Source organism: Pseudonocardia terrae (assembly GCF_021343995.1).
In the GTDB taxonomy this organism is placed as follows: domain Bacteria; phylum Actinomycetota; class Actinomycetes; order Mycobacteriales; family Pseudonocardiaceae; genus Pseudonocardia; species Pseudonocardia terrae.
In genome coordinates, this window is the sequence record NZ_JAJTTE010000029.1 from 81,835 (window position 1) to 97,161 (window position 15,327).

At 74.1% G+C, this 15,327-nt stretch carries 13 protein-coding genes and 1 tRNA gene; 13 read left to right on the plus strand and 1 reads right to left on the minus strand.

Annotation, left to right across the window (positions count from 1 at the left end; genetic code table 11):
* Window positions 1-12 precede the first annotated feature (12 nt).
* The 11 genes from LWC33_RS20105 to LWC33_RS20155 all read left to right on the plus strand — a co-directional run bounded on the left by LWC33_RS20105 (window position 13) and on the right by LWC33_RS20155 (window position 12,888).
* Window positions 13-831, plus strand: a complete 819-nt coding sequence (locus tag LWC33_RS20105; RefSeq protein WP_233305957.1) for a thioredoxin-like domain-containing protein — start codon at window positions 13-15, stop codon at window positions 829-831.
* A gap of 5 nt (window positions 832-836) precedes the next feature.
* Window positions 837-1,562 (plus strand): DUF305 domain-containing protein, encoded by a 726-nt coding sequence (locus tag LWC33_RS20110; protein WP_233305958.1) that lies wholly within the window; start codon window positions 837-839, stop codon window positions 1,560-1,562.
* A 57-nt stretch (window positions 1,563-1,619) separates the two neighbouring features.
* Window positions 1,620-1,694 (plus strand) — tRNA-Arg (locus LWC33_RS20115).
* A gap of 278 nt (window positions 1,695-1,972) precedes the next feature.
* The gene (locus LWC33_RS20120; RefSeq protein ID WP_233305959.1) at window positions 1,973-6,034 is read left to right on the plus strand and encodes a bifunctional nitrate reductase/sulfite reductase flavoprotein subunit alpha; all 4,062 of its coding nucleotides are present in this window, start codon (window positions 1,973-1,975) and stop codon (window positions 6,032-6,034) included.
* A 121-nt stretch (window positions 6,035-6,155) separates the two neighbouring features.
* On the plus strand, window positions 6,156-7,391 hold the full coding sequence (locus LWC33_RS20125; protein WP_233305960.1) for a phosphotransferase: 1,236 nt from the start codon (window positions 6,156-6,158) through the stop codon (window positions 7,389-7,391).
* Window positions 7,388-8,938 carry a lipopolysaccharide biosynthesis protein gene (locus LWC33_RS20130; protein WP_233305961.1) on the plus strand — a complete coding sequence of 517 codons (1,551 nt, stop codon included), beginning with the start codon at window positions 7,388-7,390 and terminating at the stop codon, window positions 8,936-8,938. Before LWC33_RS20125 ends, LWC33_RS20130 begins: the two co-directional genes overlap by 4 nt.
* A complete protein-coding gene (locus tag LWC33_RS35640; protein ID WP_305080882.1) occupies window positions 8,935-9,114 on the plus strand; it encodes a DinB family protein in 180 nt (59 codons plus the stop codon). Before LWC33_RS20130 ends, LWC33_RS35640 begins: the two co-directional genes overlap by 4 nt.
* A 265-nt stretch (window positions 9,115-9,379) precedes the next feature.
* Window positions 9,380-9,571 (plus strand): hypothetical protein, encoded by a 192-nt coding sequence (locus LWC33_RS20140; RefSeq protein WP_233305962.1) that lies wholly within the window; start codon window positions 9,380-9,382, stop codon window positions 9,569-9,571.
* A 618-nt stretch (window positions 9,572-10,189) separates the two neighbouring features.
* The gene (locus LWC33_RS36145) at window positions 10,190-10,711 is read left to right on the plus strand and encodes a VldE C-terminal domain-containing protein (RefSeq protein ID WP_233305963.1); all 522 of its coding nucleotides are present in this window, start codon (window positions 10,190-10,192) and stop codon (window positions 10,709-10,711) included.
* A 32-nt stretch (window positions 10,712-10,743) separates the two neighbouring features.
* A complete protein-coding gene (locus tag LWC33_RS20150; protein WP_233305964.1) occupies window positions 10,744-11,823 on the plus strand; it encodes a DUF3616 domain-containing protein in 1,080 nt (359 codons plus the stop codon).
* Window positions 11,824-12,084: 261 nt separating this feature from the next.
* Window positions 12,085-12,888, plus strand: coding sequence for a VldE C-terminal domain-containing protein (locus LWC33_RS20155; protein WP_233305965.1), 804 nt, complete (start codon window positions 12,085-12,087; stop codon window positions 12,886-12,888).
* 119 nt (window positions 12,889-13,007) lie between these two features.
* On the opposite strand, the gene LWC33_RS20160 is transcribed toward LWC33_RS20155, so the two are convergent.
* Window positions 13,008-13,481, minus strand: a complete 474-nt coding sequence (locus LWC33_RS20160) for a hypothetical protein (protein WP_233305966.1) — start codon at window positions 13,479-13,481, stop codon at window positions 13,008-13,010.
* Window positions 13,482-13,610: 129 nt separating this feature from the next.
* On the opposite strand from LWC33_RS20160, the gene LWC33_RS20165 reads away from it, so the two are divergent.
* Both LWC33_RS20165 and LWC33_RS20170 read left to right on the plus strand, forming a co-directional pair.
* A complete protein-coding gene (locus LWC33_RS20165; protein WP_233305967.1) occupies window positions 13,611-14,636 on the plus strand; it encodes a 6-phosphofructokinase in 1,026 nt (341 codons plus the stop codon).
* A 121-nt stretch (window positions 14,637-14,757) separates the two neighbouring features.
* On the plus strand, window positions 14,758-15,180 hold the full coding sequence (locus tag LWC33_RS20170; protein ID WP_233305968.1) for a hypothetical protein: 423 nt from the start codon (window positions 14,758-14,760) through the stop codon (window positions 15,178-15,180).
* The last annotated feature ends 147 nt before the right edge of the window (window positions 15,181-15,327 follow it).

Here is a 15,327-nt window from a genome sequence, read left to right on the forward strand (position 1 = left end):
ACTGGACGGTTCATGGCCAGCGGCAAGAGCAGCAAGGCGAGTCGGAACAAGGCCCGCAACTCGGTCGTCACCCAGCGGTCGACGCCGTGGGGCCTGATCGCGGGCGTGCTGGTCGTCGTGCTGTTCGCCGGCGCGATCTTCGGCTACGCGGTCTACCGGAACAACGAGAACAGCGCCGCCCAGGACGCCCTCGCCGCGTACACGCCGAGCGACACGAACAAGGACCCGTCCGCGCAGATCCCCGGCGTGGTCACGGACAACTACACGGGGTCCGGCCAGGGCCACGTCGTCGGCCCGACCCGGGTCGCCTACACCCACACGCCGCCGATGGGCGGCGACCACGACCAGTACTGGGCCGCGTGCACCGGCATCGTCTACAAGACGGCGGTGCGCCAGGAGAACCTCGTGCACTCGCTCGAGCACGGCGCCATCTGGATCGCCTACAACCCCGACCAGGTCAGCGGGGCGGCGCTCGACACCCTCGCGAAGAAGGTCGACGGCCAGCCGTACACCGTGATGGCGCCCTACCCGGGTCTCGACCAGCCGATCTCGCTGCAGGCCTGGAACCACCAGCTCAAGCTGAGCGACGCGAACGACCCGCGGATCGACCAGTTCATCGCCTCGCTGCGCCGCAACCAGTACAACTACCCGGAGATCGGCGCGACCTGCCAGGCCCTCGGCCCGGGCGCGTTCGACCAGGACAACCCGCCGCCGTTCGAGCCGACCCCGGCGGTCTCGGAGATCAACGGGGGCACGATCGTGGCCGAGCGCGGCGCCGGCACGACCGGCGGCACGATGGCCGACCCGAGCAAGGCGCCGGGCGGCCAGTGAGCCCCGTGGCCACGGACCTCGAACCGGACGCGGTGGCCGAACCCGGCCGCCGCGAGCCGCGGTGGGTCCGTCCCCTGGTCGTGATCGCCGCCGCCGTGGCGCTGCTGCTGATCGGCGGGGCCGCCGGGATGCTGGTCGGCCTGCCGGGATCCGCCGCGACCACCACGCCGTCGGCCGACTCGGTCGACGTGGGGTTCGCGCAGGACATGACGGTGCACCACGAGCAGGCCGTCGAGATGGCCTCGTGGGCCCGGGACCACACCACGGACCCGCAGGTCAAGCAGCTGGCCTTCGACATCGAGACCACGCAGCTGCAGCAGATCGGGCGCATGCAGGGCTGGCTCGGGCTCTGGGGCGCCCCGGCCTTCCCGACGGGCCGGCAGTACATGACGTGGATGGCCGAGCCCGGCGACAGCGGCCACGGGCACTCCATGTCCGGCATGTCCGGCACATCCGGGGCCGGCGCGGCCCGGATGCCGGGCATGGCGACGGACGAGGACCTCACGAACCTGCGGGCCGCGAAGGGCGCGCAGCTCGACACGCTGTTCCTGCAGCTGATGCTGCGCCACCACCTCGGCGGCACGGACATGCTGCAGTACGCGGCCGACCACGCCGCCCTGCCGGAGGTCCGCAACCTGGCCGCGCAGGCGCTCACCGCGCAGACCTCCGAAGCCGATCTCATGCGGCAGCTGCTGGCCGCACGCGGCGCCCAGCCCCTCCCGCAGAACTGATCCGGAGGGTGTTGTAGGGTTCTCCTGCACGCCGCGGGAACGCGGCGAGCGGGAGTCGCCCCCGTAGCTCAGGGGATAGAGCACCGCCCTCCGGAGGCGGGAGCGCAGGTTCGAATCCTGCCGGGGGCACCACCAGTGCCACAGCGGATACGGCCCCTCACCAGCGAGAACAGGGTGAGGGGCCGTTCTCGTTCTCCAGCGGTCCCGGCCGGACCGCATCCGTCCCCGGCTCGCGCCCGGCGTGACCCGGCCCACTGCCGCACACACCCGCACACGGCGCGGTGAGGGGGATGTGACACGGCGGACCGATTCCGCTGACGTGCCCGCAATCCCCCGTTCCTAGCGTCGGCCGGGCGGGTGGCGAGAGCCCGCCCCAGGTCGGGCAGCACGACGCACGGAGGACAACAGGCGTGGGCACACCGGACCCCGGCCCGCTCACCAGCGTTCGGACGGTCTGCTCCTACTGCGGCGTCGGCTGCGGGATGGTGCTGGACCTCGAGCCCGGCCCGGACGGGGCCACCCGCATCCGCAAGGTCCGCGGCGACGCCGACCACCCCGCCAACGCCGGCCGGCTGTGCACCAAAGGTGCGCACAGCGCCGAGATGCTCGTCGCCGACGGCCGGCTGCGGACCGCCCTGCGCCGCCCGGAGCGTGGGGCGCAGGCCGAGCCCACGCCGGTCGACGCCGCCATCACCGACACCGCCCGCCGGCTGCGGGAGATCCTCGACGAGCACGGGCCGGACGCGCTGTCGCTCTACGTCTCCGGCCAGATGACCCTCGAGGCCCAGTACCTCGCCACGAAGCTCGCCAAGGGCTTCTGGCGGACGAGATGGATCGAGTCGAACTCCCGGCTCTGCATGGCCAGCGCCGGCACCGGCTACAAGCAGTCCCTCGGCTCCGACGGGCCGCCCGGCTCGTACGCCGACCTCGACCACGCCGACGTCTTCCTCGTCGTCGGGGCGAACATGGCCGACTGCCACCCGATCCTCTTCCTCCGCATGATGGACCGGGTCAAGCAGGGCGCGAAGCTCATCGTCGTCGACCCCCGCCGGACGGCGACCGCCGCCAAGGCCGACCTGTTCCTGCAGCTGGAGCCGGGAACCGACCTCGCGCTCCTCAACGGGCTGCTGCACCTGCTCGTGGAGCAGGGCGCGGTCGACGAGGAGTTCGTCGCCGGGTTCACCGAGGGCTGGGAGGCGATGCCGGAGTTCCTCGCCGACTACGGGCCCGAGGCCGTCGCCTCGATCACCGGCGTGCCCGAGGACGACCTGCGCGAGGCGGCCCGGCTGATCGGTGGCGCCGCGAACTGGACGAGCTGCTGGACGATGGGGCTCAACCAGAGCACCCACGGCACCTGGAACACGAACGCCCTGGTCAACCTGCACCTCGCCACCGGGGCGATCTGCCGCACCGGCTCCGGGCCGTTCTCGCTCACCGGCCAGCCCAACGCCATGGGCGGACGGGAGATGGGCTACATGGGCCCCGGCCTGCCCGGCCAGCGGGCCGTGCTCTCGGCCGACGACCGCCGCTTCGTCGAGGAGCTGTGGGCGGTGCCGGAGGGCACGATCCGCGCCGACGTCGGCACCGGGACGATCGACATGTTCGCGCGGATGGCCGAGGGCGAGATCAAGGCCTGCTGGATCGTCTGCACGAACCCGGTCGCCAGCGTGGCGAACCGGGGCACGGTGGTCGACGCGCTCGAGCGCTGCGACTTCGTGGTGACCCAGGACGTCTTCGAGGCCACCGAGACCAACGCGTACGCCGACGTCGTGCTCCCGGCGGCCATGTGGGCCGAGGTCGAGGGCGTGATGATCAACTCGGAGCGGAACCTGACGCTCCTGCAGCCCGCGGTCACGCCGCCGGGCGAGGCGCTGCCGGACTGGCAGATCATCGCCCGGGTCGCCTGCGAGATGGGGTACGCCGAGCACTTCACCTACTCCTCGGCCGAGGAGGTCTTCGAGGAGCTCAAGCGGGCCTGGAACCCCGCCACGGGGTACGACGTCCGGGGCGTGAGCTACGCGCGGCTGCGCGGGACCCCGGTGCAGTGGCCGGCCGCGCCCGACGGGCCGGATCGCAACCCCGTCCGCTACCTCAACGACGGGATCAGCCGGCGTCGCCGGCCGGAGAACGGGCGGCTGTCCTTCGCCACGCCGTCGGGCAGGGCGCAGTTCCTCCCCCGCCCGCACATGCCGCAGGCCGAGCTGCCCGACGACGAGCACCCGCTCGTCCTCACCACCGGCCGGCTGCAGCACCAGTGGCACACGCTGACCAGGACCGGCAAGGTCCCGGCGCTGACGAGGCTCAACCCGGGCCCGTTCGTCGAGATCCACCCCGCCGACGCCGAGGCCGCGGGCATCGCCGACGGCGACAGGGTGGCGGTGGCCTCCCGGCGCGGCCGCGCCGTACTGCCCGCCGTGGTCACCGACCGGATGCGGCCCGGTACCTGCTGGGCGCCCTTCCACTGGAGCGATCTGTTCGGCGAGGACCTCGCGGTCAACGCCGTCACCAACGACGCCGTCGACCCCGCCTCGCTGCAGCCCGAGCTCAAGGCGTGCGCCGTCGCGCTGGAGAGGGTCGCGCCCGCCGAACTCCCGGCGAGCGCGGACGAGGGCCCCCGGGAGGTCGGAGCGGTGTTCGGGCTCGACCTCACCCCGCCGGTGCTCACCGGCGCCGAGCGGCGCTACCTCGCGGGCTTCCTGGCCGGCGTCGACCGGGGCGGGGCGCCGGGCGTGCCGGTCCTGCCGGCCGGGGCGCCGGTGGGGACCGACACGGCCGCGTGGATCAACGGGATGCTCGCCGGCACCTTCTCACGGTTGGCCGCGAGCGAGCCGAAGGAGCCAGGGGTGGGCGGGCGGCGGCCCCTGCTCGTCCTGTGGGCCTCCCAGACGGGCAACGCCGAGGCCGTGGCCTCCTCCGTCGCGGCGCGACTCGACGCCGTCGGGCGGACACCACAGCTGGTCTGCATGGGTGACACCTGTCCGGACGCCCTGCCCCCGAACGCCGACCTCCTCGTGGTCACGAGCACGTTCGGTGACGGCGACTCCCCGGACGTGGGCGCGGACTTCTGGGCGGACCTCGCGGCCGACCGTCCGCCGCTGCGGGACGTCCGGTTCGCGGTCCTCGCGCTCGGCGACCCGAGCTACTCGGAGTTCTGCGGGCACGGCCGCCGGGTCGACGAGCGGCTGGCCGAGCTCGGCGGCACCCGACTGCTCGACCGCGTGGACTGCGACCCCGACTTCGAGGCCCCCGCCGACGCGTGGACCGGGCAGGTCGTGGCCCTGCTGACCTCCGACGACGGCGCGACGCGCGCCCCGGCCACCACCCGGCCCGTCGCACCGCCGGCACCGGCCGCCGAGCCGACGCCCGCGCCGGTGCCCGTGGACGCCGTGCTGCGCGAGACCCGGCTGCTGAGCCTGCCCGGCTCGGCGAAGGAGATCCGCCGCTTCACCCTGGCCGGCGACGGGGGTTTCGCCTACGAGGCGGGCGACGCGCTCAGCGTCCGGCCCGTCAACCACCCCGACCTGGTCGAGGAATGGCTGGAGCTGACCGGTCTGCCCGCCGACGACGCCGTGACGGTGCGCGGCGAGGACATGGCGTTCGCCGAGGCGCTGGGCCGGCACCTCGACATCACCCGGATCTCCCCGGCGCTGTTGGGGTTCGTCGCCGAGCGGACCGGCGACCGCGTGCTCAAGGAGCTGCTGCGGGCCGGGCACGGCACCGACCTCGCGCGCTGGACGTGGGACCGCCAGGCCCCGGACGTGCTCACCGAGTTCCCGGTGCGGGCCCCGGCGCAGGAGTGGGCGGACACCCTGACCGCGCTGCAGCCGCGCTGGTACTCGATCTCCTCCAGCCCGCTGACCAGCCCCGACGCCGTCTCGCTGACCGTGTCGGTGGTCCGGTTCACCAGCCGGCACGGCCGGGGCCGGCGCGGCGTGTGCTCCACCTTCCTCGCCGACGCGGCGGGCGAGGGGCCGACGCCGGTGCTGGTGCGGTCGTCGCCCCGGTTCCGGCCGCCCGCCGACCCCGCCACCCCGATGGTCATGGTCGGGCCGGGCACCGGGGTGGCCCCGTTCGTCGGGTTCCTCGAGGACCGGCGGGCGCGCGGGCACACGGCGCCGAACTGGCTGTTCTTCGGCGAGCAGCGGTGCGCGACGGACTTCTACTACCGCGAGGAACTGGAGGGCATGCGGGCCGACGGCACGCTCGCCCGGCTCGACGTCGCCTTCTCCCGCGACCAGCGGCACAAGGTCTACGTGCAGGACCGGATGCGCGAGCACGGCGCGCAGCTGTGGCGCTGGCTCGCCGACGGCGCCCACTTCTACGTCTGCGGTGACGCCGGCCGGATGGCGAAGGACGTGGACCTCGCGCTGCGCGACGTCGTCGCCGCGCACGGGGGCATGGACGCCGACCGCACCGCGGCCTACGTCAAGCAGCTGGTCGCCGACGGGCGTTACGTGCGCGACGTGTATTGATCATCCCAGGTCATGGCTCGAACGCGTGATCGTCGACGCCCGGTCAGGGTTCCTTCACCGGGAGTTCACCTCACCCGTATGCTCGCCCCGTCCGGCCGTTGCTTGGGCCGATGGGGGGACGATGACGATCGACGACGCACGCGACGCGGTCACACCGCCGAGGGGCCTCGCGGCCCGGCCGGCCGCCGAGATCCCGGCCTGGCGAGGACTGGTGGTGTTCGTGGTCCGCGAGGCCGCGGCGCACCAGATCGACGAGGCGGTGGCGGGCATCGCCCGCGGCCTGGAGATCCTCGACGTGATCGAGCTCGACGCCGCGCAGCGCGCCGCCGCCCGCACGGGGCTGGCCGGCGCCGACTGGGGACCGGGCGGCAAGCCGGTGCCCGGCGGCGGCCCGCACACCTTCGTGGTCGCCTGCGACGTCGCGCCGCCGGTCGGCGTCGTGCAGGGCGTGCGGAGCATGGCCGACCGCATCGGCGAGGTCCGCGCCCGCACCACGCACCGCCTCCTGCACCAGCTCCCGCCGCAGCAGCACTACGAGCCGCTGCACGTCTCCACCGGGCCGCAGCAGGCGCTGGACTTCCTGGAGGTCCTCGGCGACCTCGGCGTCCAGGCCCGGCTGCTCCCGCGGGTCACCGCGCTGATCGAGGCCTGCTCCGTGCCGTTCCCGCTCGTGCGGATGCTGGCGCCGGACTCCCCCGGCTACCGGGCGCGCGTCGCGCTCGTCGACCACCCGGTGCACGGCCGGACGGTGTGCAAGATCTTCCGCCCGGGTGCGCTCGACTCGTTCCGACGCGAGCTGCGGGCCCGCCAGGAGCTCGCCGACCTGCCCGAGGTGCCCGAGCTGCTCGAGCACGGCCCGAACTGGCTGCTCACGCCCTTCTACACCGACGTCGGCCGGCACCTCGTGCGGCCGCTGTCCGGGGTGAAGGAGATGCACCAGCTGCGGCCCGACGTCGTCCGGCAGCTGGCCCGGTTCGCCCGGGACCTGCACGACCGCGGCAAGTTCGTGCTCGACCTCTCCCCGCACAACCTCATGTGGGACGCTCACGCGGGCCTCAAGGTGCTCGATCTCGAGTTCGTGCTCGACTACCCGGGGCCGGTGCCGCCGCTCGCGGAGTGCTGGAGCTTCCACGGGGTCCCGCGCGAGCTCCGCCGGATCGGCGACGGCCTGCCGGACCTGATGCTGACGAAGGGGGTCGGGAACTCGGTGTTCCATCCCGCCGTGTCCGGGTTGTCCCCGGAGAGCCTGTTCGGGCCCCCGCGCCGCGGCGAGACCGTGCGCCGCGCCGCCACGCAGCTCGCCTGGTACGCCGGGCTCGCCGTCGCCGGCCGCGTGCACCCCGCGATGCGCCGATGACGGTACCGCCGGCCCTGCCGCCGGAACCGCCCACGGAGCCGATCCCGAACCCCGGCCGCCCGTCGAAGCCGAGCCTCACCGCCCGGACGGTCCGCGGGTTCGCCTGGTCCTTCACGGGGTCGGTCGGGCAGGCGGTGCTGCAGATCGCGGCGACCGTGGTGCTCGCCCGGCTGCTCACGCCGGAGCAGTTCGGCTCGGTCGCGGCCGCGCTGCTCGTCGTCGGCCTGACCCAGCTGGTCACGCAGCTGGGCGTGGCCGCGGCGCTCGTGCACCAACGGGAGCTCACCGACCGGGACGTCGCGGCGGCCTTCTGGTTCTCGATCGTGCTGTCGGCCGTGTTCGCGGCGCTGCTGTTCGGGTTCGCGCCGGCGTTGAACGGGCTGGTGGGCCTGCCCGCGGACTCCGGGCTGCTCCGGATGCTCTCGGTCACGCTCGTGCTCGCCGGTGCCACCGCGGTGCCCACCGGGCTGCTGCAGCGGGACCTGCGGTTCCGGCCGATGGCCGTCGTCGACCTGCTCGCGGCCGGGCCCGGGATCATCGGCGTGTCCGTGGTGCTGGCGCTGCTCGGCTTCGGTGCCACGGCGCTGGCGTGGGCGGAGATCGCGGCGGCGGTGATCAAATGCGTCGGGTACCTGGCCCTGACCCGGCCGTCCGTGGCCGTCGAGGCGCCCTCCGCGGCCTGGGGGCGGCTGCGCCCGATGCTGAACTTCGGCTCGGGGTACTCCCTCACCCAGCTCGGCAACTGGATCGCCCTCAACGCCGACAACCTCGTCGTCGCCAACGTCCTGGGCACCGGCCCGCTCGGCGTCTACACCCGGGCCTACAACCTGCTCTCCGAGCCCGCCAACGTGATCGGTGGCGCCGCGGACAAGGCGCTGTTCCCGGCCATGGCCCGGGTGCGCGACGACGGCGCCCGGCTGCGGCACGCCTATGTCCGCACGTCCTCGCTCGTCGCCCTGGTTACCGCACCCGCCGCCGTGCTGCTGTTCGTGCTCGCACCCGAGGTCGTGCACATCCTGCTCGGCGGCCAGTGGGACGCCGTGATCCTGCCGGTGCAGGTGTTCGCGCTGGTCCTGCTGCCGCGCACGTCCTACAAGATCAGCACGTCGCTCACCCGCGCGACCGGGGCGGTGTACCGGGCGGCGTGGCGGCAGTGGCTCTACGCGGCCGAGGTCGTGGTGCTGTGCTCGATCGGTGCGCGGCTGTGGGGCGTCGACGGGGTGGCCGTCGGGGCGTCGGTCGCGATCCTGGCGCACTTCCTGGTGATGCTGCGATTCTCGGCGCGGGTGTCCGACGGGCTGATGGGCGCGGTGCTGCGGATGTACGTCAAGCACGTGCCCGCGGTCGTGGCGGTCGCGCTGGCGAGCTGGGCGGTCGCGTCCGTGGTGCGCCCGGCCGGGTCGGACGTGCTCACGCTGCTCGCGGCCGGCGTGGCGGGGGTCCTCGCCGCCGCGGGTGTGCTGGTGCTGCTGCGTGGGCGGTTCACCGAGGAGCTGGCCGTGGTCGCCAATCTGCGGCGCGGGAAGAAGGTGCCGGTCCCGGCGTGAGCCGGGAGGACGGCGGAACGACCGTCAAGGCCGAGCTGCTCCACTCCTTCCGGCAGGGTCGCGAGGCGCTGCTGTGGAAGCTCGACGGCGTGTCCGAGTACGACGGGCGGCGCCCGTCCACCCTGACCGGCACCACCCTGCTTCGTCCACGGACTGTCTCCCGTACTACTTCGTGAGAGTCCGGTCCTATGCGGGGCCCGGGCGGGTGGTTCCGTCCCTGTCCGCGGGAAACGGAGAACGGGCGGTCAGCAAGGGCTTCGGCCGACCGTTTCGCCCGCCCACGGATCGCCCGTCGGACCCCTCGGCCGTACGCCGATAGCAGGCCCCCGTTAACCGGTTCACCACGCCCCTGGCTGTCACCTCGCGTAGTCGCGGCACTACTTTCGCGGCCACAGTTCCAGGAGGTGACAGTCAGTGGCGCTTGCGTCGATCTTGTCCGGTATGCCCGACCTGTTGCAGCGGACGCTCTCGCAGCACACCCCCGACCCGCACGGGTACTGCCGGGAGTGTCGCGAGGCGTCGGGTATCGCCGCGGCGTGGCCGTGCGCCACCCGCGAGGTCGCCGAGGAGGCCGAGTACATCCAGCGCGGCGGGCTGCCCGGGACGCTCCACGGCCGGCATCGCAGCGCCTGACCGCGCGCCGGACTGCCCGTGGGCCTTCCCGCCGCAGGCGCGGAGCTCCTCGGAGCCGCCCGCCCCACCGCTCGGATCCACACCGGCTCCACTCAGGACGCTGCATCGAACGGACGCAGGACATGGCCGCCCGGACCGGACATCCGGCCGAAGAGCGGCCGCAACCGTCGCGAACCACGCGCCGAACGGCACCTCACCGGTGAACGCGACCACGGCGCAGGCCACCCGGCGAGACCGTCACCACCCGAACGGCCGTTCGCCGCTCCGCTCGATCCGATCGTCTCAGCAGGAGCAACCTCCCCACACGACCCGGGCCGGAAGCCCTAGCGTCGACCGCGACCGGATCACGGAACGATCACGAACGGCCCTGGGCGCCCCGAACGCCCGCCTCCCCAGCAGGGCCGATCCCCTTCGAACCGCCCGCGGCCCGGTCGCCGTCCGACAGCTGAACACGAGAGGTCGTCGTGGCCCGGCATCGCTCCCCACGAGGCCGCACCGCGATCCCCCACCAGCAGCCGGCGCCGGGCTCCCCGCGGCGCCGTCCCGCGCGGGTGGGGGACGCGGTCCGGTCGCTCCCCGGACCCGCCCGCCGCGGTTCCGCGCTCGCGCTCGCCGCGGGTGGCGTCGTCGCCGCCCCGCAAGGCGGGCGAGCACGCCGCCGCCGAGGCCGCACGGCAGCACGAGCAGGATGCCGAGGCCGCGCAGGCCGGGCAACGCGCGACGCAGGCGCTCGCCGGCCGGACCCTGCAGACGGGCACCGGCCGCGCCTCCTGCGGGCTGAGCACCGGGAGCCTCGGCGCCGTGAAGCCCTGGGTGTCCGACGCCGTCGAGTTCCTGGGCTGCCGGTTCGGTGAGCCGCAGACGCTCGGGGGCGGCAGCCGCGGCAACGCCTCGGACCACCCGTCCGGCCTCGCCGCGGACTTCATGGTGGGCAGGGCGACCGGGGACGCGATCGCGGACTGCGCGCTGCAGAACATGCAGGCCCTCGGCGTCTCCTGCGTGATCTGGCAACAGCGGATCAACTACGGCAGCGGCTGGCGGGCCATGGAGGACCGCGGCAGCCCCACGGCCGACCACGAGGACCACGTGCACGTGTCGTTCGAGAGGTCGGCGCCGTGCGGGCGGCCCGCGACCTGCTGACCCCGACCCCGCCGCCCCGGTAGAACTGGGGGATGGACCCAGGCCTCCTCCGCCTCGAACGGCAGCTCGAGCTCCGGTTCGCGGGCGACACGGTGCGCACGGGCAACCACGTGAACCTCTCGGCCGTGCGCGTGGAGGGGTCCGCCCTGTGGCTCGCCGGGGACGAGACCGCGACGGTCGAGCGGCTCGAGCTCGACCACGGGCTCGCCGTCGCCGACAAACCGGTCACGTTCCCGCTCGCGGAGCTGGTCCGGCTGCCCGGGCCGCCGGACCAGGAGGCGGACATCGAGGGCCTCGCGCGGTCCGGCGCCTTCCTGTGGGCCATCGGCTCGCACAGCCTCAAGCGCCGCCGCGTCCGCCCGCACGACGACGTGCCCAAGGCCCTCAAGCGGCTGGGGAAGGTCCGCCGGGAGGAGAACCGGTACGTCCTCGCGCGGCTCGCCGTCGAGGCGTACACGGAGGGGCCGCCCGAGCTGCGGCTGCGCACCGCCGCGGGCGCCTGTTCGGCCCTCGTCGGCGCACCCGGCAGCATCGGCCTGGCAGACCTGCTCGCCGACGACCCTCGGCTCGGCCCGTTCCTGGCGATCCCGGGCAAGGACAACGGGTTCGACGTCGAGGGCCTGGCCGTGCACGGCGACTCGGTCTACGTCGGGCTGCGCGGCCCGGTGCTGCGCGGCTGGGCGGTCGTCCTCGAGCTGCTCCCGCAACCGCACCCGGCCGACGACGGGCAACTGGTCCTCGGCGCCTTCCCCGGCGGGGAGCGGTACCGCACCCACCTGCTCGACCTGGGCGGGCTCGGCGTGCGCGACCTCTGCCCGCACGGCGACGACCTGCTCGTCCTCGCCGGGCCGAGCATGGCACTGTCCGGGCCGGTGCGGCTGTACCGGTGGCGCGACGCGGCGGCGACGGACCGCAGCGGGCTGGTCCGCCGGGACCGCCTCCCGCTGCTCGGCGAGCTCCCGCACGGGCAGGGCGAGGACCACGCCGAGGGCATCTCGCTGATGCCCGGGACCGGGCCGGCGCGGCTGCTGGTGGTGCACGACAGTCCCGGGCCGGACCGGCGGCCGACGGCGTCGTCCGTGCTCGCGGACATCATCACGCTCGACGGGTGAGCCGCACTCGACGGGTTGAGCTGCACTCGACGGGTGAGCCCCGCTGGCCAGTGGGCCGCACTCGACGCGCGGGCCGACCGCTCGCCGCGCCCGCGGGCACGCACGCCTCACGGTGAGTCACGGATACCGGGCCATTCGTGACCTCTCCGCTACGTTCCGGGCACGACGCGACGGCCCGGTTCCCCCGACGGACCCGGAGACCCTCCGCCCGGTGTCCCCGCACCGGCGGTCCGCCCGGGCCTCGCACCGAGAAGGCAGGACGTGTCGCGGCACCGCTCCCCCGCCGCGGGCGCGCCCGGTCGCGGGACGGTCGACGTACGCCGGCTGCTCGCGGGTGCCGGCGCCCCGCCGCCCCGCAGCCGTCGTCGGGCGCTGCGTCGTGGCGCCACCGCCGCCGCGGTGACCGGCGGCGCGCTCGCCGCGCTCGCTCCGGCGGTGTCGCTGCTGGGCACGGGGACCTCCTCCACGGTCGAGTCCGCCCAGGTGGACCTGGCGTCGTCGGACGTCGTCGACGACGAGCTGTTCGCCGCGGACGGCGCCGCACTGGCGGCGAGCGTCCTGCCGGTCCGCCGCGAGGCCGAGCCGCCGGGGCTGGCCGCGGCCGAGAACCTGCTGAAGTCCGCGGGCCTCAACGACGCCGCCCGCCGGGCCGAGGAGGAGCGGCTGGCCCGCGAGGCCCGCACGAACTGCGGGGTGGACCTCTCCGGGCTGGGTGCCGTCACGCCGTGGGTGCGCGACGCCGCCCGGTTCCTGTCCTGCCTCTACGACCAGCCGGACCTCATCGGCGTCGCCGGGCGCGGACGCGTCTCGGACCACCCCGCCGGCCGGGCCATCGACCTCATGACGACCGGCGCGCACGGCGACCGGATCGCCGCCTGTGCCCTCGCCAACCGCGAGGCCCTCGGCATCTCGTACGTGATCTGGGAGCAGCGGATCAACTACGGCGACGGCTGGGAGCCCATGGAGAACCGGGGCAGCACGACCGAGAACCACTTCGACCACGTGCACGTGTCGTTCGAGCGCTCCGCCGGCTCGGGCGCCCCGGATCCCGATCTCTGCACCTGAGGGCGCCCTGACCGCAACGATGAAGGTGACCGCCGCGCCGGACGCACAAGCCGGTGACTTCAGCGGGAGCCTCGTCTACGTGCCGGCCTGACCGGACGCGGCTACTCCCACCCTCCGCCTCAGTCCTTCGAGTCGGGTGTGGCGGTGTGGTGGGGGTGGCCGTGGGTGCGCCGGCTCTGCTTCATCTCGGCCTCGAAGACGTGCCGGCGCCCGTCCATCAGGTCGTCGCGCAGCGCGCGCTCGGTGTCCTTGAGCGGGGCGTAGTAGTTGTCGTCGAAGTCCTCGACGATCTGGAAGCTCCACCGCCCCTCGATCGCGTTGCGCCCGATGAGCTCCGTCTCGATGCGCTCGGCCCACTCCTGCTGACCGCACTCACGCAGCTTGTCCACGACGTCGTCGAGCATCGCGTCGGCGCCACCCATGAGCTGGTGGAACTCGTACAGCGCGCCGCGGGCCCGCTCGATCCGCTCGAGCATCTCGGAGAACTTGCCGGCGGCCGCGACCAGCTCGTCCGAGGCGCCCTCGGGGCGGGAGTGCGCGGCGTCGACGGAGCGGGAGACGGTGTCGGACGGGGCGGCGTCGGTCGTGCTCATGTCCATCGGTACCCCTGGCCCCGAGGCCCGAACCGCGGCTGTCCCGGATGCCCGGACCCACCCGGCCGCGCTGATGTGACGACGGTAACATCAGCGCGTTTCTGCATCGATGGAGAACGGAGGCCCGCCATGCGAGTCGGGGTGCTGACCGGTGGGGGCGACTGTCCCGGGCTGAACGCCGTGCTGCGGGCGATCGTCCGCAAGGGCGCGGCGGCGTACGGACACGAGTTCGTCGGGTTCCGCGACGGCTGGCGCGGCGTCCTGGAGGGCGACGTGCGCCCGCTCGGGGTGCCGGACGTCCGCGGCCTGCTCCCCCGCGGCGGCACGATCCTCGGCTCCTCGCGGACCAACCCCTTCGCGACCGACGACGGCGTGGCCCGGATCCGCGGCACGATCGAGGCGCAGGGCGTCGACGCCCTGATCGCGATCGGCGGCGAGGACACGCTCGGGGTCGCGGCCAGGCTGCACGACGACGGGGTGCGGGTCGTCGGCGTGCCCAAGACCATCGACAACGACCTGGGCGGCACGGACTACACGTTCGGCTTCGACACTGCGGTCTCCATCGCCATGGAGGCGATCGACCGGCTGCACACCACGGCCGAGTCGCACCACCGTGTGCTGATCGTCGAGGTCATGGGCCGGCATGCGGGCTGGATCGCGCTGCACGCGGGCATGGCGGGCGGCGCCAACGGGATCCTCATCCCTGAGCAGCCCTTCGACGTCGACCGCGTCGAGGCGTGGGTGGAGAGCCGCTTCCGGGACGCCTACGCGTCGATCATCGTCGTGTCGGAGGGCGCGATGCCGGTCGGTGGCGCCGAGGTGCTGCAGAGCGCCCAGAAGGACGCGTTCGGGCACGCCCGGCTCGGCGGCGTCGGGGACTGGCTGGCCCAGGAGATCGAGCGCCGCACCGGCAAGGAGGCCCGGACCACCGTGCTCGGGCACGTCCAGCGCGGCGGCACGCCCACCGCCCGGGACCGCTGGCTCGCCACCCGCTTCGGCCTGCACGCGATCGACGCCGTCGAGGCCGGCGAGTGGGGCATGATGACCGCCTTGCGCGGCACCGAGATCCGGATGGTCCCGCTCCTGGAGGCGACCAAGCAGCTCAAGACGGTCGACCCGGCGCTCTACGCCGAGGCGGAGGTGTTCTTCGGCTGAGCCCGGGGCGGAGCGGGTCCGGCGGCCTCCTTCATCCGGATGAAACAGTCCGGAAACCGCCCGGTGCCGGTCGCGATCTAGAACTGGGGAGTCCCCAGCGCCCGCCGGATCGGAGGCCCGCGTGCCCGAGCAGCCCGCAGGTCGGCAGATGCCCGTCCCGGCCCGGCTCGCCTGCCCCGCCGAGTGTCGCGCGGACCATCCGTGGCGCGCCCACCACGACCGGCTGCTCGACGTCGAGACCGACCCGGACGCCGTCGTCGACCTGTTCGAGACCGCGGTGACCTGGGCGGAGCTGGAGTACCCGGAGGAGACCACGATCCCGCCGGCGCGCTGGGTGGAGTTCGCGGACAGGCACCGCTGGCGGGACCCGGAGCGCGCGCGACGGATCTTCTCGCTGGCCGCCGACGCCGCGCTGCGCGGCACCCGCGTGACCGCGCCCACGGCGCTGGACCGGGCCGTGGGCATGACGGAGGGTCTGGGCGACGGGATCTGCCCGACGCTCGTCCCCGCGACCCCGCCGCGCCACCTCCGCGTGGCCCCCTGACGGCGTGCGGGTGCCGCGGTCGTCGCTCGCTCCATCCCTTGTGTCCGAACCGGAACGACGTAAATCGGACTCGCGGTACGGCCTGCCTACACATACCTCGGGGAAGGGTAGGCGAACCGAGCCTCGCGTGGTTACCGTGGCGTCGTG